Source organism: Xanthomonas sp. D-99 (assembly GCF_017746145.1).
GTDB lineage: Bacteria > Pseudomonadota > Gammaproteobacteria > Xanthomonadales > Xanthomonadaceae > Xanthomonas > Xanthomonas cissicola.
Genome location: NZ_JAGHWU010000026.1, coordinates 35403 through 55006, shown reverse-complemented (window position 1 = coordinate 55006; position 19604 = coordinate 35403). Strand labels below are relative to the sequence as shown.

General features: G+C 65.8%; 15 protein-coding genes and 1 riboswitch. Of the genes, 11 read left to right on the top strand and 4 right to left on the bottom strand.

The window, feature by feature from the left end:
* Positions 1–631 precede the first annotated feature (631 nt).
* Positions 632–1195, top strand: coding sequence for a TlpA disulfide reductase family protein (locus tag J7360_RS12390; protein ID WP_209033955.1), 564 nt, complete (start codon positions 632–634; stop codon positions 1193–1195).
* Between the two features lie 3 nt (positions 1196–1198).
* On the top strand, positions 1199–1402 hold the full coding sequence (locus J7360_RS12385) for a hypothetical protein (RefSeq protein WP_005922076.1): 204 nt from the start codon (positions 1199–1201) through the stop codon (positions 1400–1402).
* 205 nt (positions 1403–1607) lie between these two features.
* Here J7360_RS12385 and J7360_RS12380 read toward each other — a convergent pair whose 3' ends face one another.
* Complete coding sequence (locus J7360_RS12380; protein WP_057659233.1) at positions 1608–3227, bottom strand: family 43 glycosylhydrolase; 1620 nt, start codon at positions 3225–3227, stop codon at positions 1608–1610.
* A gap of 90 nt (positions 3228–3317) precedes the next feature.
* Here J7360_RS12380 and J7360_RS12375 point away from each other — a divergent pair, with 90 nt between their 5' ends.
* The 6 genes from J7360_RS12375 to J7360_RS12350 all read left to right on the top strand — a co-directional run bounded on the left by J7360_RS12375 (position 3318) and on the right by J7360_RS12350 (position 8697).
* The gene (locus J7360_RS12375; protein WP_057659234.1) at positions 3318–3539 is read left to right on the top strand and encodes a hypothetical protein; all 222 of its coding nucleotides are present in this window, start codon (positions 3318–3320) and stop codon (positions 3537–3539) included.
* Complete coding sequence (locus J7360_RS12370; RefSeq protein ID WP_057659236.1) at positions 3536–4543, top strand: aldo/keto reductase; 1008 nt, start codon at positions 3536–3538, stop codon at positions 4541–4543. Before J7360_RS12375 ends, J7360_RS12370 begins: the two co-directional genes overlap by 4 nt.
* Positions 4540–5412: an amidohydrolase family protein gene (locus J7360_RS12365; protein WP_022560348.1), complete on the top strand. Its 873-nt coding sequence runs from the start codon at positions 4540–4542 to the stop codon at positions 5410–5412. The genes J7360_RS12370 and J7360_RS12365 overlap by 4 nt, the downstream gene beginning before the upstream one ends.
* Positions 5409–6179 (top strand): SDR family oxidoreductase, encoded by a 771-nt coding sequence (locus J7360_RS12360; protein WP_057659238.1) that lies wholly within the window; start codon positions 5409–5411, stop codon positions 6177–6179. Before J7360_RS12365 ends, J7360_RS12360 begins: the two co-directional genes overlap by 4 nt.
* Before the next feature lie 128 nt (positions 6180–6307).
* Positions 6308–7165: a fumarylacetoacetate hydrolase family protein gene (locus J7360_RS12355; protein WP_007966483.1), complete on the top strand. Its 858-nt coding sequence runs from the start codon at positions 6308–6310 to the stop codon at positions 7163–7165.
* 209 nt (positions 7166–7374) lie between these two features.
* Positions 7375–8697: an L-fuconate dehydratase gene (locus J7360_RS12350; protein ID WP_209033953.1), complete on the top strand. Its 1323-nt coding sequence runs from the start codon at positions 7375–7377 to the stop codon at positions 8695–8697.
* A gap of 265 nt (positions 8698–8962) precedes the next feature.
* Here J7360_RS12350 and J7360_RS12345 read toward each other — a convergent pair whose 3' ends face one another.
* Positions 8963–9322 carry an L-fucose mutarotase gene (locus J7360_RS12345; RefSeq protein WP_057659242.1) on the bottom strand — a complete coding sequence of 120 codons (360 nt, stop codon included), beginning with the start codon at positions 9320–9322 and terminating at the stop codon, positions 8963–8965.
* A 2-nt stretch (positions 9323–9324) separates the two neighbouring features.
* The gene (gene fucP / locus J7360_RS12340) at positions 9325–10626 is read right to left on the bottom strand and encodes an L-fucose:H+ symporter permease (protein WP_209033951.1); all 1302 of its coding nucleotides are present in this window, start codon (positions 10624–10626) and stop codon (positions 9325–9327) included.
* A gap of 180 nt (positions 10627–10806) precedes the next feature.
* On the opposite strand from fucP, the gene J7360_RS12335 reads away from it, so the two are divergent.
* Together J7360_RS12335 and J7360_RS12330 are read left to right on the top strand one after the other, a co-directional pair.
* Positions 10807–11556, top strand: coding sequence for a helix-turn-helix domain-containing protein (locus J7360_RS12335; protein ID WP_022560352.1), 750 nt, complete (start codon positions 10807–10809; stop codon positions 11554–11556).
* 270 nt (positions 11557–11826) lie between these two features.
* Positions 11827–11987, top strand: a riboswitch (yybP-ykoY riboswitch).
* Between the two features lie 12 nt (positions 11988–11999).
* Complete coding sequence (locus J7360_RS12330; RefSeq protein ID WP_057659275.1) at positions 12000–12584, top strand: manganese efflux pump MntP family protein; 585 nt, start codon at positions 12000–12002, stop codon at positions 12582–12584.
* Positions 12585–12750: 166 nt separating this feature from the next.
* Here J7360_RS12330 and J7360_RS12325 read toward each other — a convergent pair whose 3' ends face one another.
* Positions 12751–16203 (bottom strand): PAS domain-containing hybrid sensor histidine kinase/response regulator, encoded by a 3453-nt coding sequence (locus J7360_RS12325; RefSeq protein WP_176214956.1) that lies wholly within the window; start codon positions 16201–16203, stop codon positions 12751–12753.
* A gap of 724 nt (positions 16204–16927) precedes the next feature.
* On the opposite strand from J7360_RS12325, the gene J7360_RS12320 reads away from it, so the two are divergent.
* Positions 16928–19570 carry a glycosyl hydrolase 115 family protein gene (locus J7360_RS12320; protein ID WP_209033949.1) on the top strand — a complete coding sequence of 881 codons (2643 nt, stop codon included), beginning with the start codon at positions 16928–16930 and terminating at the stop codon, positions 19568–19570.
* Positions 19571–19604 lie beyond the last annotated feature (34 nt).

The following is a 19604-nucleotide window of genomic DNA, read 5'->3' as shown; positions in this document are numbered from 1 at the left end:
GCTGCATGGATGAATCCTCTACATAAGGCGATAGTGTCGCGCATCTGCGGTGAGTTGATCAGACCTTCCCTAGGTGATCCTTGTAAGGCCGGCACGGACGCACGCACCGGGCCATACAGCATGCCACGCGCGGGCACGGCTGGATGTTGGACAGCACGTAGCGCAACGCGTGCGGCAATCGCGCTGCGTCTGACATCTTTGCGGTTCTGTCGTGCTTGCCGGTGGCGTCCGCCTCGCCCACAGATCAGCCCGCACGCGAGGCGGCGACGCGTCTCGACCGCACATCCTCTCGCTCGCCTTGATGGCGGTGTTGCTGCGCGGTCCGCTCAGCGTCCTGGGTGGTTTGACGTGCGCCTGCGCTCACAACGTCATCCCATCCCTGCGTGCGCTTGTGCATCCACGCTGATGCTGCATGCACGCTCCCACGATACGCTGATTGCGCAAATGCCAATCGCGACACCACGCGTCAGTGACAAGCCCAAGCGCGAGGGCGTGATCGCATCCACAACCGCATCCCGTGCGACATCGCAATTGTCGATATCACCATTGACCATGAGCTGATGCCTGGGCAAGGCTCGAGCACCAAGGACGCTTTGGAGCTGGCATGGCGCGACGTTTCCCCTGGCTCTGGATGGGCCTGCTGGTGGCCTGTGCATTGATTGCGGTGCTGGCGTGGCAGAACCGGCAGCTGCGCGTGCAGCAGCAGTGGCTGCAGACGCGCATCAGCGCGCCGTATGACGGCATGTACGTGCCGCGTATCGAAGTGACCGATGGCGACGGCCGGCGGCACCTGCTCGGTGCGCCGCATGGGCCGGCGCAGGTGCTGTTCTTTTTCGCCACTACCTGCCCGTACTGCCAGCGCTCGGCACCGACCGTGCTGCGTGCGGCGCGGGAGCTGCAGGCCAACCTTCCCGGCCGGCCGCAGCTGTTGGGCGTGGGCCATTGCGATGCCGCGCAGGCCGCGCGCTACGCACATGTGCACGGTTTCGATTTCCCGGTGGTCACGTTGACCGATCGTCGCGCGTTGATGCTGTTCCGCGCACGCAACGTGCCGCTGCTGATGGCCATCGATGGGGAGGGGCGCGTGCGTCATTCGCATCTTGGCGTTTTCGATACCACGGAGCGGGTGCAGGACCTCGTTGCCGCCTTGCGCCGCACGGACGCGCCAGCGGCTTTTGCAACAGTGAAGGAGTAATGCATGAAGAAGCGTTGGGTAAGCTTGCGTAGCGCGTTGATGGCAGCGACCTTTTTGGCCAGCACCGGGTTCGGCGCCTTCCAGGTGATGGCGGTCGACAACGCACAGCCGAAAGTCGAATCGTGTAGTGCATGGGCCTGCAAAGCCGAGTGTCCGGAGTTCGGCGGCGACCTGGGCCAGGGCAACGTCTGCTACTGCTGCGGTTAACTGCGATCGATGGAGCGACTGCGTCGCCATCGGATGCAGCAGGCAGGCGTACGGAATCGGCATGTAGCACGTACACGTTCCGATTCTTCGCGCCGTCCGCACCCGCTGACGCGGTGCGCGATGTCGGTGGTCGCTGTTACGCTTGACGGCGAGGTCCCCCCGGGCCTCGCCGTTTGACTGCAGCGCTGCGTGGCGCGCCGCGTCCTTACGTCAGCGCGCGATAGCGGAAATCGCGCAAGACCACCTCGCCTTGCTGCGCGGCATACACGCCCAATTGCAGGCTCAAAAAACCGCCGAACACGTTGTGATGGAATCCGGACACTTCCATGCGGGTGGGGTGCCGCGTCCACTGCTGGCCTGCATCGACCGAATACTCGAACCCTACGATCTGGTGATCGTTGGTCAGCCGCACGCGAATGCGCCGATGCGTATTTGGTGCGCGTGCCCACACCAGTTCCTCGGAGTATTCGTAGGTTTTCATGGTGTCGGCAGTGAAGCCGATGCCGACGAAGGCCTTATGGTTATAGAACAACACGATGCCGCCTTCGGCATTGCCGACCAGTTCCAGCGTCACCTCTGCCATGTAGGCGCGGTCGGGCACGCCGCAGGTCAGTGGCGTACTGTCGATCGGCGAGCTGCCCGCACAGGCCAGCGTCAGTGCCTTGTTCGCGCGCCGCACCCGCGCCTGTTCGCCGGGCCTGGGCGCATGCAGGCTCCATTGGGTACCGAACCTGTCGCTGGAGAAATCGTCGGACAACGCCAACCCCGTCGCCGGCGCCATGCTGCCGGCAGGCACGCGTGCCGGGGTGCGTAATGGTTTGGACAGATCGCCGCCAGTGGCGCGAAACCAGCCGTCGGCCGTCCACTCGATGGGCTCCAGCAAGGTCTGCCGCCCCAGCGTGCGAAAGCCGTTTTCGTAGCCGTGATAGACCATCCACCAGTCGCCGCGCGGCCCTTCCACCAGCGTGGCATGCCCGCGCGACCACCACGGCTCCTGGTCCGATTGGGTGCGCACCAGCGGATTGCGCGGGCAATGCTCCCACGGCCCGTGCACCGAGCGCGAACGCGCGGCGATGACCATGTGCCCGGTCACCGGCCCGGCAGTGCCGCCAACGGCGGTGACCAGGTACAGCCAACCACCGTGCCAGGTCAGCTTGGGGCCTTCGGGCGCGAAATTCTCCACGACCCAGTGGTCGGGATAGCGCCACGGCGCATAGGCCGGTTCCAGCTGCCCGTCGGTGGCCAGGCCGTCATCGCGCAGGCGTATCTTGCGGATGCCGTTGACGAACAGATAGCGCTTGCCGTCTTCGCCGACCACGTGACCGGGATCGATGCAGCCGGCGATCTTCAGATCGATCGGTGCGCTCCACGGCCCGCGGATGTCGTCGGCCCAGATCACGAAGATCGACCAGCCGGTGTCGTCCGGATTGGCCGGGATGTAGATGTAGTACCGGTCGTTGTGCTTGCACAGGTCCAGCGCCCAGATCGTGCCCAGCCCCTGATGCAGCGCCGGGCCGATCGGGGTCCAGTTGATCAGATCGGTGGAATGCCACAGCACGATGCCCGGGTAGGAGAAGAACGACGAAAACGTCATGTAGTAGTCGTCGCCATCCTTGAGGATGGTGGGGTCGGGGTGATCGCCGGCCACGATGGGATTGAGATACGTGCCGTTGCCCAGATCCGCCTTGCGCTGCCCCTCCACACCGCGCGCCCACTGCGGCGTGCCTGCGCGCTGCGTCGCCGACGCCTGGGCCGCCGCCAGCGGCGCGACCAGTGCACCGGCCGCCAGCCCCTTGAACAAATCCCGCCGTGTCGTGTCTGCCATGCATCAGCTTCGTCGAGGAAGGCAGCTATCTAGCCGCACCGGCTTTCATGCCGCAACCGCAGGCAGGGCGGTATAGGAACTGGTCATGCCATCTGCGACATCCGACATAGCGCTCCCGACCTAAACGACCATGCGCACGCCCAGACCACGGCGATGCTGCACTGCAGCGTGATCTGTTCATTGATGATTGCCATATTCATATGCGAACAGTCCGGCACCTACCGGATGGTGGACGTTGCAATGCTCAGCTTCTGTTCTACGGATTCTCCAACCACCCGCGCTGGCGTCCTGCTCGCGGAGCGGTGCGCATGAGCGGCGTGGCGCGGCAGCGTCTGGGAGGCACCGACGTGCAACTTTCTGCACTGGGCTTGGGTGCTGCCCCGATCGGCAACCTGTATACGGAAGTGGATGAAGCGGACGCACTGGCAGCGGTCGCAGGCGCGTTCGAGGCCGGCATTCGTCATTTCGATACCGCGCCTTATTACGGCTACGGGCTGAGCGAAGCGCGCCTGGGTCGTGGGCTGGCCGGCGTGCCGCGCGCGGACTATACGTTGTCGACCAAGGTTGGCCGTTGCATCTACGACGACGCCCACGCCGCTGCCGGCCGCGATGGTTTTGCGGTGGCCGGGCGGCGTGCCGAGTTCGACTACAGCGCCGACGGCGTGCGGCGCGCGTTCGCCTCCAGCCTGGAACGCCTGGGCACCGACTACATCGACGTGCTGCTGCACGACATCGGTGCGCTGACTCACGGCGACAACCACGCCAACGTCCTGCGCCAGGCCTTGGAGGAGGCCTTGCCGGCGATGGCGGAGCTGAAGGCGGCCGGTGCCTGCGGGGCGATCGGGCTGGGCGTCAACGAGCAGGACGTGGCACTGGAGGTGCTGCCGCGCTTTCCGCTCGACTGCGTGATGCTGGCCGGCCGCTACACCCTGCTGGAACAGCACGGCGCGCGCGCGCTGCTGCAGCAGGCGCAGCAACGCAATGTGGCGATCCTGTCGGCCGGCCCATACAGTTCCGGCCTGCTCAGCGACGCACGCGGCCCCGGCGCCACCTATAACTACGCCCCGGTCGACACCGCCACGCTGCAGCATGCGCAGCGGCTGTACGCGGCCTGCGCGGCGTTCGGGGTGGATATCGGTGCGGCCGCATTGCAGTTCCCGCTGGCGCACCCGGCAGTGACCACGGTGGTGGCCGGCATGCGCACCGTGGCCGAAGTGCGATCGGCTGCCACGCGGCTTGCGGCCCCGGTGCCATCGGCACTGTGGCAACGCCTGCGCGATGAGGGTCTGCTCGCTGCGGAGTTGCCCACGCCATGAGCCGGGTCGACGCGCACCTGCATTTCTGGCACTTGGCCCGTGGCGATTACCACTGGCTGACGCCCGAGCTGGCGCCGCTGTACCGCGACTTCGGCCCCGACGACGTCAGCGCTGCGCTGGACGCGGCCGCTGTCGATCACGTGGTGGTGGTGCAGGCGGCCGCCACCGAGGCGGAGACCTGCTACCTGTTCGAGCTGGCCCGCGACGATGCGCGCATTGCCGGCGTGGTGGGCTGGGTGGACTTCGCTGCGCCCGATGCCGCTGCACGCATCGGCGCACTGGTGCGCGCCGGCGGCGGCGTACTCAAGGGCCTGCGCCCGATGGTGCAGGACATCGCCGACGTGCACTGGCTGGCCAGCCCCGCATTGGATGCCGCCTTCGATGCGCTGCTGACGCATGACCTGGCCTTCGATGCATTGATCCGCGCCGTGCACGTCCCGGCACTGCAGGCGCGCTTGAAGCGCCATCCGGCATTGCGCGTGGTGGTCGATCACGGCGGCAAACCGCAGATTGCGGCGGGCGAATTCGTTGCCTGGGCCGCCGGCATGGCTGCCCTGGCCCAGCATCCCAACGTGTATTGCAAACTCTCCGGGCTGCTGACCGAAGCCGCGCGCGGCGCTGGCATCGACGCGCTGGAGCCGTATGTGGCGCACCTGTTCGCCCGCTTCGGCGCGCAGCGGCTGCTATGGGGCAGCGATTGGCCGGTGCTGAGCCTGCGCGCCGATTACGCGCAGTGGTTCGCGCTCGCCCAGCAACTCGTCACCCGGCATGCCGCCGAGCACGCGGCAGCCATCTTCGGCGACAACGCACGCACGTTCTATCGTCTGCCACGGCCGGCGGCCCCCACCCACGGAACTTCATCGGTATGACTGTCTCGATTCCCACCACTTCCAATAACCGCCTGCAGGGCAAGCGTTGCCTGATCACCGCCGCCGGCGCCGGCATCGGTCGCGAAAGTGCGCTGGCCTGCGCACGCGCCGGTGCACAGGTGATCGCCACCGACATCGACGCCGGGGCCTTGCAGGCACTGGCCGCCGAATCCGATGCCATCACCACCCAACTGCTCGACGTCACCGATGCTGCCGCGATCAACGCGTTGATCGCCGCACACGGCCCGTTCGATGTGTTGTTCAACTGCGCCGGCTTCGTGCATCAGGGCAGCATTCTCGACTGCGACGAGCCGGCGTGGCGCCGCTCGTTCTCGATCAACGTCGATGCGATGTACTACACCTGCAAGGCGGTGTTGCCGGGCATGCTCGAACGCGGCCGCGGCAGCATCATCAACATGTCCTCGGTGGCTTCCAGCATCAAGGGCGTGCCGAACCGCTTCGTCTACGGCGTGACCAAGGCCGCGGTGATCGGCCTGAGCAAGGCGATCGCGGCCGACTACGTGGCGCAGGGCGTGCGTTGCAACGCGATCTGCCCGGGCACCATCAAGACGCCGTCGCTGGGCGAGCGCGTCAAGGCCCTGGGCGGCGACGAACAGGCGGTGTGGAAGAGCTTCACCGACCGCCAGCCGATGGGCCGCCTGGGCGACCCAGGCGAGATTGCGCAGCTGGTGATGTACCTGGCTTCGGACGAATCCTCCTTCACCACCGGCCAGACCCACATCATCGATGGCGGCTGGTCCAACTGAGTGCGGCAACGCGTGCTGCGATCTGTCGCATGTGCCCGCGTCGAGATGAGCACACCGTCCTTACCCACCCGATGCATGCGCGCTAGGTTTGCTAGCCGCTCCCCTTCTCATCTGCAAAGGAAGACCGCATGAAACTCGTACGCATTGGCGCCGAAGGCCACGAACGCCCCGGCCTGATCGATAGCCAAGGCCGCATCCGCGACCTCAGCGGTGTGATCGACGATGTGGCAGGCGAACACATCACCGCCGCCGGCCTGGAAAAACTGCGCGCACTGGATGTGGCCACGCTGCCGTTGATCGAAGGCGAGGTGCGTTACGGCGCTGCGGTGGGCCGCATCGGTAAATTCATCTGCGTTGGCTTGAACTACGCCGACCACGCCGCCGAATCGGGCATGGAAGTGCCCAAGATGCCGATTCTTTTCATGAAGGCCACCACGGCGGTGTGCGGCCCCAATGACACGGTGATCATCCCGCGCGGGTCGGTGAAGAGCGACTGGGAAGTGGAGCTGGGCGTGGTGATCGGCGATGTGGCGCGCGATGTCTCGGTGGACCAAGCGCTGAATCATGTGGCTGGCTACGCCGTGATCAACGACCTGTCCGAGCGCGAATTCCAGCTCGAACATGGCGGCCAGTGGGTCAAGGGCAAGAGCGCGGACACGTTCGGTCCGATCGGCCCGTGGCTGGTCACCCGCGACGAAATCGCCGACCCGCAGAACCTGTCGATGTGGCTGGAGGTCAACGGCCACCGCTACCAGAACGGCAGCACGCGCACGATGGTGTTCGGCGTGGCCGAGCTGGTCAGCCACATCAGCCGCTACATGACGCTGATGCCGGGCGATGTGATCAGCACCGGCACTCCACCGGGCGTGGGCCTGGGCCAGAAGCCGCCGGTCTACCTCAAACCGGGCGATGTGATGGAACTGGAGATCGAAGGCCTGGGTCGTCAGCGTCAGCCGGTCGTGGCGCATCCGCGCGATGCGGGTTGAGGATGTTTGCTGGCGAAGACCTTGATCGTCGTACGAGCAACATTGCGCTTAACGCGAGTGGCTATTTTCCGCATGACGCAACCTGAAGCCCCTCTCCCCTCGGGAGAGGGGCTTCAGCGCAGCTCCCCGTGGTCGTCTTTCGTCATCGCTTAATTCCAGCATTTTTATTTCATCCGTTTTATTTCCCGCCTTCCATCGCCAGGACTTTCATGAGCACCATCGTCGCCCTCGATACCCACGACGTCCGCTTCCCCACCTCGCGTGAGCTGGATGGGTCGGATGCGATGAATCCCGATCCCGATTACTCGGCGGCCTACGTCGTGCTGCGCACCGATGCGGCCGATGACCTGGCCGGTTACGGCCTGGTTTTCACCATCGGCCGCGGCAACGACGTGCAGACCGCTGCGGTGGCGGCACTGGCCGAGCATGTGGTCGGCCTGCGCGTAGAAGATGTCATCGCCGATCTGGGCGCATTCGCGCGCCGGCTCACCAACGACTCGCAGCTGCGCTGGCTCGGCCCGGAGAAGGGCGTGATGCACATGGCCATCGGCGCGGTGATCAACGCCGCGTGGGATCTGGCTGCACGCGTTGCGAAAAAGCCGCTGTGGCGCTTCATCGCCGAACTCACGCCCGAGCAGTTGGTCGACACCATCGACTTCCGCTACCTCACCGACGCGCTCACCCGCGACGAGGCGCTGGCGATCCTGCGCGCTGCGCAGCCGCAGCGCGCGCAACGCATCGCCACGCTGATCGAGCAAGGCTACCCCGCCTACACCACCTCGCCCGGCTGGCTCGGCTACTCGGACGAGAAGCTGGTGCGGCTGGCCAAGGAAGCGGTGGCCGACGGCTTCCGCACCATCAAGCTCAAGGTCGGCGCCAACGTGCGCGACGACGTTCGTCGCTGCCGCCTCGCGCGCGCAGCCATTGGCCCGGACATCGCCATGGCAGTCGATGCCAATCAGCGCTGGGATGTGGGCCCGGCGATCGACTGGATGCGCCAGCTGGCCGAATTCGACATCGCCTGGATCGAAGAACCCACCAGCCCGGACGACGTGCTCGGCCATGCCGCCATCCGTCAGGGCATCGCTCCGGTGCCGGTCTCCACGGGCGAACACACGCAGAACCGGGTGGTGTTCAAGCAGTTGCTGCAGGCCGGTGCGGTGGACCTGATCCAGATCGATGCCGCGCGCGTGGGCGGGGTCAACGAAAATCTCGCCATCCTGCTGCTGGCCGCCAAGTTCAACGTGCGCGTATTCCCGCACGCTGGCGGCGTCGGTCTATGCGAGTTGGTGCAGCATCTGGCGATGGCCGATTTCGTGGCCATCACCGGCAAGATGGAAGACCGCGCGATCGAATTCGTCGACCATCTGCACCAGCACTTCCTGGATCCGGTGCGCATCCGCCACGGCCGCTATCTCGCCCCGGAAGCCGCTGGTTTCTCCGCAGAAATGCACGCCGCCTCGATTGCGGAGTTCAGCTATCCGTGCGGGCGGTTCTGGGTGGAGGATCTGGCGGCCAGCGCCAAGACCTGAGTCCGCGTTCCCTCATCCGCCCTTCGGGCACCTTCTCCCGCGCGCGGGAGAAGGAAGTCGTCGGTCGCCCGGGATAGCGGGGTCATAGGTCTACGAGGTCGCGCAACGCCAACCGCTGGCCGCAGCGCACTGCAGATGCCCGGCCGGAGGGTCCATCCCACCACGCCCGAGCCAAACCGAACCACGCACCTCTCCGGCCTGTGCCAGATCACGTCCTTCTCCCGCCTGCGGGAGAAGGTGCCCGCAGGGCGGATGAGGGCGCGGCCTAGCGCTGCGCGTCGATCGCCTCACTCAGCGCAAAGATCCGCCCGGCCTGCCGCCATTTCTCGCCTGGGACACTGCCAGGCAGCGGCTTCTGAAACCGCCACATCAACTGCTCCCACGCCTGAATGCGCGGGTCGGCTGCATCGCGCGCCGCCTTGGCGGCCGGATCGTAGTCCTCGCGCACCTGCATCAGCATCACCAGCCGATCGCCGCTGCGAAAGATCTCCAATTCCAGAATGCCGGCCTGCTGCAGGGAGGCCACCACTTCCGGCCATACCTCGGTGGGCTGATGCCAGCGCTCGTATTCGGCCATCAGCGCCGCATCGTCGTGTAGATCCAGCACATAACAAAGACGCGGCATGCTCAGGCTCCTGCAACGACGGGCGCCGCGCGGCGGGCGCGCAATGCGAACGACAAAATCACCGCAAAGCACGCACCCGGCACCACCATCGCCCAGTGGATGCCGGCCATGTCCGACACCGCGCCCATCACCGCCGTGAGCAAGGCACCGCCGATGATGGACATCACCAGCATGGACGAGCCCAGCTTGCGTGCATCGTCGTGCATGCCGTCCAGGCCCAGCGCAAAAATGGTCGGGAACATCACCGACATGAACACGCTCGCCGCCACCAGCGCATACAACCCGATCCACCCGGGTAGTGCGATGGCCACCGCGCACAAGATCAGATTGATCACGGCAAAACTCGCCAACAGCTTGGCAGGCGCCAGGTAACGCAACAGCGCGGTGCCGATGAAGCGGCCGGCCATGAACAGCACCAGCGAGATGGTCAGATAGGTCGCAGCGGTTTTTTCCGGCGTGCCAGGCACGGCATCCTGCAGATAGCGAATCAGATAACTCCAGATTCCGACCTGCGCGCCCACATAAAAGAACTGCGCGACCACCGCAAACACGAACAAGCGATTACGCAGCAGTTCGCTGAAGCGTGCGCGCCTGGGCGCACCGCCGGTGTCTGCGTCCGCCGCGCCGCTGGGAAAACGCACCAGCGCGATCAGGATCGCCCACAGCACCACCACCGCACCGATGATCAGGTATGGCATCTGCACGGCCGCCGATTCAGTGGCGAAGAACGCCTCGCGCGCGGCCGGCGCCATCGCGGCCAGTTCGGCCGGGGTGTGCTCCACGCCGGAGAAGATGAAGTGCTGGCCGACCAGCACGCCGGTAATCGAGCCCAGCGGGTTGAACGCCTGCGCAAGGTTCAAGCGCCGCGCCGCGCCATCGGCCGGACCGAGGACGGTCACCAGCGGGTTGGCCGTGGTTTCCAGGAACGCCAGGCCGCTGGCGATCACAAACAGCGCCAGCAGGAACAGCCAGTAGGTGTGCACCTGCGCGGCCGGATAGAACAGGAAGGCGCCGCAGGCGTACAGCAGCAGGCCCAGCACCACCGCGGCCTTGTAGCTGTGCCGGCGCATGAACATCGCCGCCGGCATCGCAAACACGAAATAGCCCATGTAGAACGCGCTTTGCACCAGCCCGGCCTGCAGGTCGGTCAGTTCGAACGCCTTCTTGAACTGCTTGATCAGGATGTCGTTGAGGTTGTTGGCCATGCCCCATAGAAAGAACAGGCTGACGATCAACAACAGGGGAACCATGGCGGTGCGCGCCAGGTTGCCGCGCGGCGACGCGGCAATGTCACTGTGATGCATGCGACCGTTCCCCTCCCAAGGCTGTGGCGCTTGCGTTGCAATCGAGCGAGCGTACTGCGCAGGCCAGCGCCATGCAAATATAAAATCTTTGTTTATATTTGCACCAAGAGACCTCCACCGCCGCCGTGCCTGCGATGCCTGTACCCTGGCGCGCCGCACCTTGCCTGGACCCGCAAACGGATGAGCACCGAACCCGCCAAGTACCGCGCACCCGCCCTGGACAAGGGGCTGGACATCCTGGAATTGCTCGCCCGTCAGGCGCAGCCGATGAGCATGGGGGCGATCTCGCAGGGTATCGGGCGTTCGCGCGGGGAAATCTTTCGCATGCTGCAGGTGCTGGAAGAACGCGGTTACCTCACGCGCGATGGCGAGGGCGACTACGTGCTGACCAACCGCCTGTTCATGCTCGGCATGCAGCAGCCGCAGGTGCAAAGCATCAGCGAAGCCGCTTTGCCGGTGATGCGGCGCTTGTCCGATACGATCTATCAGCCGTGCCACCTGGTCGCGCCATCCGGCGACCAGATCGTGGTGATCGCGCAAATGGACGTGCCCAGCGACCTGGGCCTGGTGGTACGCCCGGGGCATCGTCGCCCGTTGACGCATTCCAGCTCCGGACTGGTGCTGTTCGCGTTCCAGCAGCCGGAGGTGCAGGCGCGCTGGCTGGACATGCTCGAGGCCAGCGACGTGCCATTCGAGCGCGCGCAGTTCCTGGCCGCCGCCGCGCAGGCGCGCCGCGATGGCTATGCCATGCAGCCCAGCGAAGCGGTGGTGGGCGTGGTCGATCTGACTGCACCGATCCTGCAGCGCGGCAGCGCCACCTACACGCTCACGGTGCCCTTCATCGAACGGCGCCCTGCGCTGGTGAGTCCGCAAGCGGCGTTGCAGGCCCTGTGCGCGGCAACCGCCGAGATTTCCAGCGCGCTGCATTAGCGACGTGCGCGACCGGCGCATGCGCGCCATCGCCTACCCGCGCGTTTCCAGGCGGCACACTCCTGCGCGACGCCGCATCGCCTGTTGCCTGCCACTGCGCGCCGCACGTCGATGCCTGCGATGTAAAGGAATACACCCCGTATTGGGCAGCTTGAAGAAGCGGGCAGGCAGCACGCACGGCGCCCGCATAGCCACGGCTATAAAGATCAGACCGACCTTCGCGTGCAGTGCAAACGCACCGAACGCGGCAATGCGTTGATACACTGCGCGCCCCTTGGGGAGTAGCCTGCTTTCGTCATCGAAAGCGCCTGCATCAACATACTCGGCCAGTGCGCCGTGGTGCAGGCAACCAGTTTCGGTTTGGCGAGACCAACGGCATGCGTGCACGACGACGGTTGGCGCGGGCGCATGTCGTTGTGACCGTGCCCAACCCGAGAGTGTCGATGTCTCCTTTTTCCATTGTGTTGATCGGTTTTGCGATGTCGACCGATGCGTTTGCCGCGGCGATCGGCAAGGGCGCGGCGATGCGCAAGCCGCAGTGGCGCGACGCGCTACGCGCCGGCCTGATCTTCGGCTGCATCGAAGCCATCACCCCGGTGATCGGCTGGCTGCTGGGCCGTGCCGCATCCAGTTATGTGTCTGCCTACGATCACTGGATCGCCTTCGTGCTGCTGGGCGCATTGGGCACGCACATGATCGTGGCCGGCCTGCGCAACGGGCCGGAGGATGCCGACGATGCAGCCTCCGACACGCCGAAACGGCACGGCTTGCTGGGCTTGGCCACGACGGGTTTTGCCACCAGCATCGATGCGATGGCGGTCGGCGTCAGCCTGGCGTTTCTGGATGTGCACATCGGCGTGGTGGCGGTGGTGGTGGGCCTGTGCACCTTCAGCATGGTCACTGCCGGCGTGATGCTGGGCCGCGCGCTCGGCAATCTGATCGGCAAGCGCGCCGAAATCCTGGGTGGATTGATCCTGGTGATCGTCGGCAGCGTGATTCTTTACGAGCACCTGGGCGGTGCGGCGTAGCCGTAGGAGCGCACCTGGGCGCGGCGGGTTTTCCTGGTAAAGCCGCCATCGCGCCCGGGTGCGCTCCTACGCTGCGTGGGCGTGCGAACCGCACGCGATCGGCATCATGGAATGCGTGATCGCTGCGGCGTGCATCCCCGCATGTCGCGATGCACAGGTGCACCTGTCAGCGTGTCTTTGCATCGTGATGCGCGCTCAGGAACGCGCGCAGCGAGGCCGGCTTCACCGGCTTGGTCAGCAGCCGATAACCGCGTTCGCGCGCAAGCTGCTTGAGTTCGTCGCGGCCATCGGCGGTGAGCAAGGCGCCGGCGATCGGTGCGGGTGCGGCGGCCTGCACCGCATCGAGCGTGTCCAGGCCATCCATGCGGTCGTGCAAGTGGTAATCCACTAGCATCAGGTCCGGCTGTTCGCGCGCACGTTCCAGTGCCTGGTCCACGGTGCTGGCGGTGATCACCTCCACCTGCCAGCGGCCGAGCAGCGCGCGCATGCCATCGAGAATTTCGCGGTCGTTATCCACGCACAGCACGCGCAGGCCGGCCAGCGAATCGCCACTGCGCGATGCACGTGCAGCCGTCACCGGCAACAGCGGTGCCACCGGAACCGGCGCCACACGCGGCAACAGGATCGAGAACATGCTGCCGCGGCCGACCTGGCTGCGCGCGCTCAGGTCGTGATCGAGCAGGCGCGAGATGCGTTGGCAAATCGACAGACCCAACCCCAGACCCTGCTCGCCCCAATCGAAGGGCTGCTGATAGCGGCGAAATTCTTCGAAGATCTGCCGCATGTGGTGTTCGGGAATGCCCGGGCCGGTGTCCCACACCTGCAGCTCCACCTGCTGCCCGCGCCCGCGCATGCCCAGCACGATGCGGCCCTGACGCGTGTAGCGCAGCGCATTGGCCAGGAAGTTCTGCATCACCCGGCGCAGCAGACGGCGGTCGCTGCGCACCCAGATCGCGCGCACATGAACCTGTAGCTGAAGACCGCGGCTGGCCGCCACCGGCGCGTATTGCGCGGCCAGCTCGTGCATCAGCGCGCTGGCGTCGAAATCCTCGACCGTGGGACGCAACCCGCCGGCATCCAGGCGCGAGACGTCGAGCAGGCCGTCCAGCAGTTCTTCGGCCGCACGCAGCGAGGCGTCCACGCGTTCGGCCAGATGCCGTTGCTCTTCGTTGTTCTGATGGCTCTCGCGCAAGGCCGAGGCGAACAGACGCGCGGCGTTGAGCGGCTGCAACACGTCGTGGCTGATCGCCGCCAGAAAGCGGGTCTTGGATTGTTGCGCCAGCTCGGCTTCGCGCGAACGATCGGCGACGCGCTGCTCCAGATTTTCGTTGGCGTCCAGCAACGCGCGTTCGGCGCGCTTGTAGTCGGTGATGTCGTTGTAGCTGGTGACGTAGCCACCGCCCGGCAGCGCCTGGCCGCGCATCTCGATCACCTTGCCGTCGCTGCGGGTGCGTTCGAACACATGCGGCGAGCCGGCGCGCATATGCCGGATACGCCGATCGATCTGGTCTTCGATATCGCCCTCGCCCAGTTCGCCGCGCTCGGCGTTGTAGCGGATCAGATCGGCCACCGGCCGGCCCACATACAACATGCCATCGGGATAGCCGAACAACTGCTGATAACGCCGGTTCCAGGCGGTCAAGCGCATGTCCGGGTCGACCACGCTGACCGCGGCGCTGATGTTTTCCAGCGTGGTGGACAAAATCTCGCGATTGAAGCGCAGCTCCTGGCCGGCTTCGTCCAGCACCGCCACCACTTCGCCCAGTTCCATGCCCGAACCGCGCAACAGGCTGGTCAGCACCAGGCGCGCGGAGGCGGCGCCGATGGAGGCGGCGAGCAGGCGTTCGGTGAACTGCACCCAGGCGCGGTCGGCCACCACGGTGGGCTGCAGCTCGCGTTCCAGCAGCGAGGCCTGGTCGACGAAAGCGCGATGCGCGTGCCGTTCGCCCACCACACGCTCGGCCAGCGCCTGCAGATCGGCCACGCGCACATGCCCCGGCCAGTCGCCGGCCACCGCCGGGCGCTGCGCGTACGGGTCCAGGAACGGCGCTGCACGCAGCCGCTCGTCCACGCCGGGACGCCAGCGCGCGGAGACCAGCATCATCGCGCCCACGTTGATCAGCAGCGACCAGAACGTGCCATGCGCCAGCGGGTCCCAGCCGCGCATGCCGAACAGCTGCTGCGGCTGCAGCCAGGCGATGCCGAACGGCCCGTCCACCAGCCAGTCCGTCTGTAGCCAGCCGGCGCGCGTGGCCGCCGGCAGCAGCAGCGTGTAGATCCAGGTCATGAAGCCGAGCGCCATGCCGGTCTCCACGCCCTTGCGGCTGGCACCACGCCAATACAGCCCGCCGATCACACCGGGCGCGAACTGCGCCACTGCGGCAAATGCCATCAGCCCGTACGCAGCCAACGTGGTGTCGTTGGCGACGCTGCGGTGATATCCGTAGGCAATGAGCGCCAGCAGCAGGATGGCAACACGTCGGATCCACAACACGCGCGAGGCCACCGCCGCGCGCGCATCGGCGCTGCCGCGGCGACGCAGCAGCACCGGCATCACCAGGTCGTTGCTGACCATGGTGGCCAGCGCGATGCTGGCCACGATCACCATGCCGGTGGCCGCCGAAAACCCGCCCACATACGCCACCAGCGCCAGCACCGTATTGCCCTGGCTGAGCGGCAATGCCAGCACCACCGCATCGTCCACCACCGCACTGCCCTTGCCGAACAGTGCGATGCCGGCCGAGGCGATCGGCACCACCATCGCCGAGATGATCACCAGATAGGCGCCGAAGAACCAACGCGCCCGGCGGATATCGCCAACGTCGCTGCATTCGACCACCGCCACATGAAACTGGCGCGGCAGGCAGATCACGGCCAGAAAACTCAGCAGTGTCTGCGAAATGAAGCCCACCGACGGCGTGTGCTCGAACAGCGTGCGCGCCGAATCGGCGATATGCAGTTGGTGCTCGCTCAACCACAGCCACGCGAACAGCCCCACCGCCACGATGGCGACCAGCTTGATCACCGACTCCAGCGCGATCGCCAGCATCATGCCGCGGTGGTGTTCGGTGGCATCCACCTGGCGGGTGCCGAACAAGGTGGCGAACAAGGCCATCAGCAATGCCACATACAACGCCGGGTCGGCGAAGATGCCGCGCCCGGCGCTGCTATGCCCGGTCAACACTTCCAGGCTCATCGCCACCGCTTTGTATTGCAGGGCCAGATACGGAACGATGCCGATCAGCGCGATCACCGCCACCAACGCGGCCAGCCGGCGCGAACGGCCGTAGCGCGAGGAGATGAAATCGGCGATGGAGACGGTGTTTTCGGCGCGCGCGATCAGTGCCAGGCGCTCGATGATGCGCCAGCCGAACAGCAGCAACAGCAGCGGGCCCAGATAGATCGGCAGGTAGCCGATGCCATTGCGCACCGCCGAGCCGACCGCGCCGTAGAAGGTCCACGACGAGCAATACACCGCCAGCGCCAGGCTGTAGACCGCCGGCCGCAGCCACGGCCGCTCCGGATAGAGCGGACGGCGGTCGCCCCACCACGCCACCCCGAACAGCAGCGCCGCGTAACCAAGGGACACCAACAGCAGGATCCAGTTCGAGACCAACATGTCCTCCGACGTGGCGCAGCGCCAGCGGTGGAGTTTACGCAGTCGCGCACATTGGCGTTGCAAGCGCGGCAGCCGGGCCGGGCGGGGCCTGCCGTGCGGTTTGCATCGGCATGCGCGCTCGCCCTGCCGGGCTGCTCAAGGCCGTGGTGGAAAGCGCTGACGCCGCCTCTGCCGGGCATTGGCATCGCAGACGCGCAGACATGCCCGCGCCGACTGCGGGCATGTCTGTAGTTGGTTTGCCGCCACCGGTGCGGCCCCCATGGCCTGCTCACGCATGCCAGCACGGTTGAACCGCGCCGCCGCCATCGCCGCGATCGGCGAAAACAGGGCCGCGAGAGACACTGCCTGCGCAGGGAAGTGAGACCTCCACCCCGCAGCCGCGCTTGCCAGCCGGCTTGATGTTAGCGCTAACACGACATACTGTCTGACCACCTCGAATCGGACGATGTGCCAAAGCCCTTCGTTGCTCGATGTCGTCTTGCATGACAGCAATGCCCGCCACGCAACGCCATCTTGCGCCACCGCGTGATCCGATGACTGCTGCAGTGCAGCGACGGCAGTCACCGTATCGCGATGCGCGTTCATCACAACGCGATGGAACGCGCCCTCTCGTGCAGGCGCGGCGCATACCGGTGGTGCATCGGCCGCGCCCGCCGCTTGGCAGTGCCGTCGATACGCGTGTCGCACCCATCCAGAAACCAGCACCGCATGTGTGGGAGAGCCCATGTCCGTTCAAGCAAGAAGCCAGATCTCGTCAATTGCGCCGTCGGTCATGCGATTCCTGCTGATCATCGCGGCCGGCCTTTTCGCTGCCGACGGTGCCTGGGCCTGTACCACGCCAGTGTCGGTGTGCGAACGCGACAGCGCCGGTGCGTTTGCACTGATCCGCTCGGAGGTACCTGCCACGGTCGTGGTCGATGCCTCGGCCGATTCCGCGGTGCGATCGGCGGCCGGCAATTTCGCAGCCGACCTGCAACGGGTTGCCGGCCGCACCAGTGGCGTGAGCACCGATCTGGCAAGCGTTCGCGGAACGGCCGTGATCGTTGGCACGCTCGGCCAGAGTCCGATCATCGATGTGCTCATCGCCGCCGGGAAAATCGACAGGCGCGCCTTGCTGCAGCGCTGGGAGGCGTACACGCAAATTGTCGTCGATCGCCCCACGCCGCAGATCGATCGGGCGCTCGTCATCGTCGGCGCCGATCGCCGTGGCGCGGTATTCGGTACCTACGATGTCTCGGAGAAGATTGGCGTGTCGCCGTGGTACTGGTTCGCCGACGTCGCGACGGCGCATCGATCCAACCTGTTCGTCACCCGCGGCAGCGTGTCCGATGCGCCGAAGGTGCGCTACCGCGGATTCTTCATCAACGACGAAGACCCTGCCTTGAAGGGCTGGGCGACGAAGAAATTCGGTGGCGTCAATGCGAAGATGTACGCGCATGTCTTCGAGCTGGGCCTGCGCATGAAGGCCAACTATCTGTGGCCGGCGATGTGGGGCAAGGCATTCAATGTCGATGATCCCGACAACATGGTGCTGGCCGATCAGATGGGCATCGTCATGGGCACCTCCCATCATGAGCCGATGATGCGTGCGCAGAAGGAGTGGCACCTCAAGAGCATTCCCAACAGCGGCGGCGCCTGGGACTACACCAGCAATGCCGCCAACCTGCGCGCCTTCTGGCAGGGCGGCATTGCGCGGATGATGTCCAAGGGCGGTGGCCAACGCTACGACAGCCTGGTGACCGTCGGCATGCGCGGCGATGGCGACGAACCGATGGCCGAGAGTACGGCCAGCCATTTGCTGGAAAAGGTTGTGGCCGACCAGCGCGCCATCATCGCCGATGTGACGAAGGCACCGGCCGCGCAAACGCCGCAGGTCTGGGCGCTCTACAAGGAAGTGCAGGACTACTACGACCACGGAATGCAGGTGCCCGACGATGTCACGCTGCTGTTTTCCGACGACAACTGGGGCCAGATCCGCCGCCTTCCGGTCACCGACCTGCAGCGCGCCGGCGGGTATGGCGTGTACTACCACTTCGATTATGTGGGCGTGCCGCGCAACTACAAATGGATCAATACCAATCAGATCGAAAAGATCTGGCAGCAGATGGATCTGGCCTATCAGCGCGGCGCACGGCAACTGTGGGTGGTCAACGTCGGCGATATCAAGCCGATGGAATATCCACTGAGTTTTTTCCTGAAGATGGCCTGGAATCCGGAAGCGATGACGCCCGGCGCACTTGCGGCGCATCCGCAGCAGTGGGCGCAGGAATCGTTCGACGCGGCGCATGCCGCACGCATCGGAGAGCTGATCACCCGCTACAGCATGCTGGTTGCAAGGAGAAAGCCGGAACTGGTCGATCAGGACAGCTTCGCCCTGGGCGAAGGTGCGCCGGCCAAGCTGGATGGCGGCGAGTTCGGCGCCATCGTTGCGCAATGGCAGGCGCTTGAGCAGCGCATGCTCGGCGTCAAGGCGAGTTTGCCCGCCGACCAGCAAGACGCCTATTACCAGCTGGTCGAATACCCAATCGCGGCCGTCTCCAATCTCTACCAGCTCTATTACGCGGCCGCATGGAACAAGCGCCTGGCCGCACGCAACGATGCACGTGCCAATTACTTCGCCGACATGGTCGAAACCACCTTCGAGCGCGATAGGGCACTGACACAGCGCTACCACGCGATCAACGGCGGCAAATGGGACGGCATGATGAATCAGGTCCACATGAGCTATGTGATCTGGAACGACCCCACCCAGCAGTCCATGCCCTCGATCAGCCGCGTTGGCGGCGATACGCCGCCCGACCGGATCGCACGCTCCATCGCGTTCGCGCCGCCTGCCCCGCAAACGCCAGGGGTACTCTCGCTCGAAGCGCCCATGTTCTCGCGGGTCATCGCCAACAAGGGGCTGCAATGGAGGGCGATCCCCGCGCTGGGACGCACCCAGGGCGCCCTGGTCGCGCTGCCACAGGGGCAGCCTGCCACCACGGCCGAAGACCGTGTCGCAGTGGAGTACGACGTGGTGGTCACCACGCCGGGCCCTGCAACGCTCGGCCTGTATCTTGCGCCCACACTGGAGACGTCCAACCGCGGGCCGCTGCGCCTCGGCGTCTCCATCGACGACGGTCCGGTGACCACCGTCAACTGGGAGCTGCACCCGACCGGCGGGGCGCAGAACACGCCCGCCGAAAAAGCCTGGGCAACCGCGGTACGGGACAATGCGGTGTTCGTCTCGGCGCAGATGGGCGCGCTGGCGAAGGGTCGGCACACGATCAAGGTCTTCAGGATCGACGACAACATCGTCCTGGAGAAGCTCGTGCTGAGCACCGTGCCGGTGCCTGCGTCCTATCTGGGGCCAGCGCCGACGCGCTGATGCGAGCCAGCAGGAGGGCGTCGCAAGCGCGCTC

What these genes read in the sequence shown, in the direction of transcription:
- J7360_RS12380 (WP_057659233.1), bottom strand. Translation starts at nt 3,227, where the DNA reads ATGGCAGACACGACACGGCGGGATTTGTTCAAGGGGCTGGCGGCCGGT.
- J7360_RS12370 (WP_057659236.1), top strand. Translation starts at nt 3,536, where the DNA reads ATGAGCGGCGTGGCGCGGCAGCGTCTGGGAGGCACCGACGTGCAACTT.
- J7360_RS12365 (WP_022560348.1), top strand. Translation starts at nt 4,540, where the DNA reads ATGAGCCGGGTCGACGCGCACCTGCATTTCTGGCACTTGGCCCGTGGC.
- J7360_RS12390 (WP_209033955.1), top strand. Translation starts at nt 632, where the DNA reads ATGGGCCTGCTGGTGGCCTGTGCATTGATTGCGGTGCTGGCGTGGCAG.
- J7360_RS12360 (WP_057659238.1), top strand. Translation starts at nt 5,409, where the DNA reads ATGACTGTCTCGATTCCCACCACTTCCAATAACCGCCTGCAGGGCAAG.
- J7360_RS12320 (WP_209033949.1), top strand. Translation starts at nt 16,928, where the DNA reads ATGTCCGTTCAAGCAAGAAGCCAGATCTCGTCAATTGCGCCGTCGGTC.
- J7360_RS12345 (WP_057659242.1), bottom strand. Translation starts at nt 9,322, where the DNA reads ATGCCGCGTCTTTGTTATGTGCTGGATCTACACGACGATGCGGCGCTG.
- J7360_RS12330 (WP_057659275.1), top strand. Translation starts at nt 12,000, where the DNA reads ATGTCTCCTTTTTCCATTGTGTTGATCGGTTTTGCGATGTCGACCGAT.
- J7360_RS12385 (WP_005922076.1), top strand. Translation starts at nt 1,199, where the DNA reads ATGAAGAAGCGTTGGGTAAGCTTGCGTAGCGCGTTGATGGCAGCGACC.
- J7360_RS12325 (WP_176214956.1), bottom strand. Translation starts at nt 16,203, where the DNA reads ATGTTGGTCTCGAACTGGATCCTGCTGTTGGTGTCCCTTGGTTACGCG.
- J7360_RS12350 (WP_209033953.1), top strand. Translation starts at nt 7,375, where the DNA reads ATGAGCACCATCGTCGCCCTCGATACCCACGACGTCCGCTTCCCCACC.
- J7360_RS12335 (WP_022560352.1), top strand. Translation starts at nt 10,807, where the DNA reads ATGAGCACCGAACCCGCCAAGTACCGCGCACCCGCCCTGGACAAGGGG.
- J7360_RS12355 (WP_007966483.1), top strand. Translation starts at nt 6,308, where the DNA reads ATGAAACTCGTACGCATTGGCGCCGAAGGCCACGAACGCCCCGGCCTG.
- fucP (WP_209033951.1), bottom strand. Translation starts at nt 10,626, where the DNA reads ATGCATCACAGTGACATTGCCGCGTCGCCGCGCGGCAACCTGGCGCGC.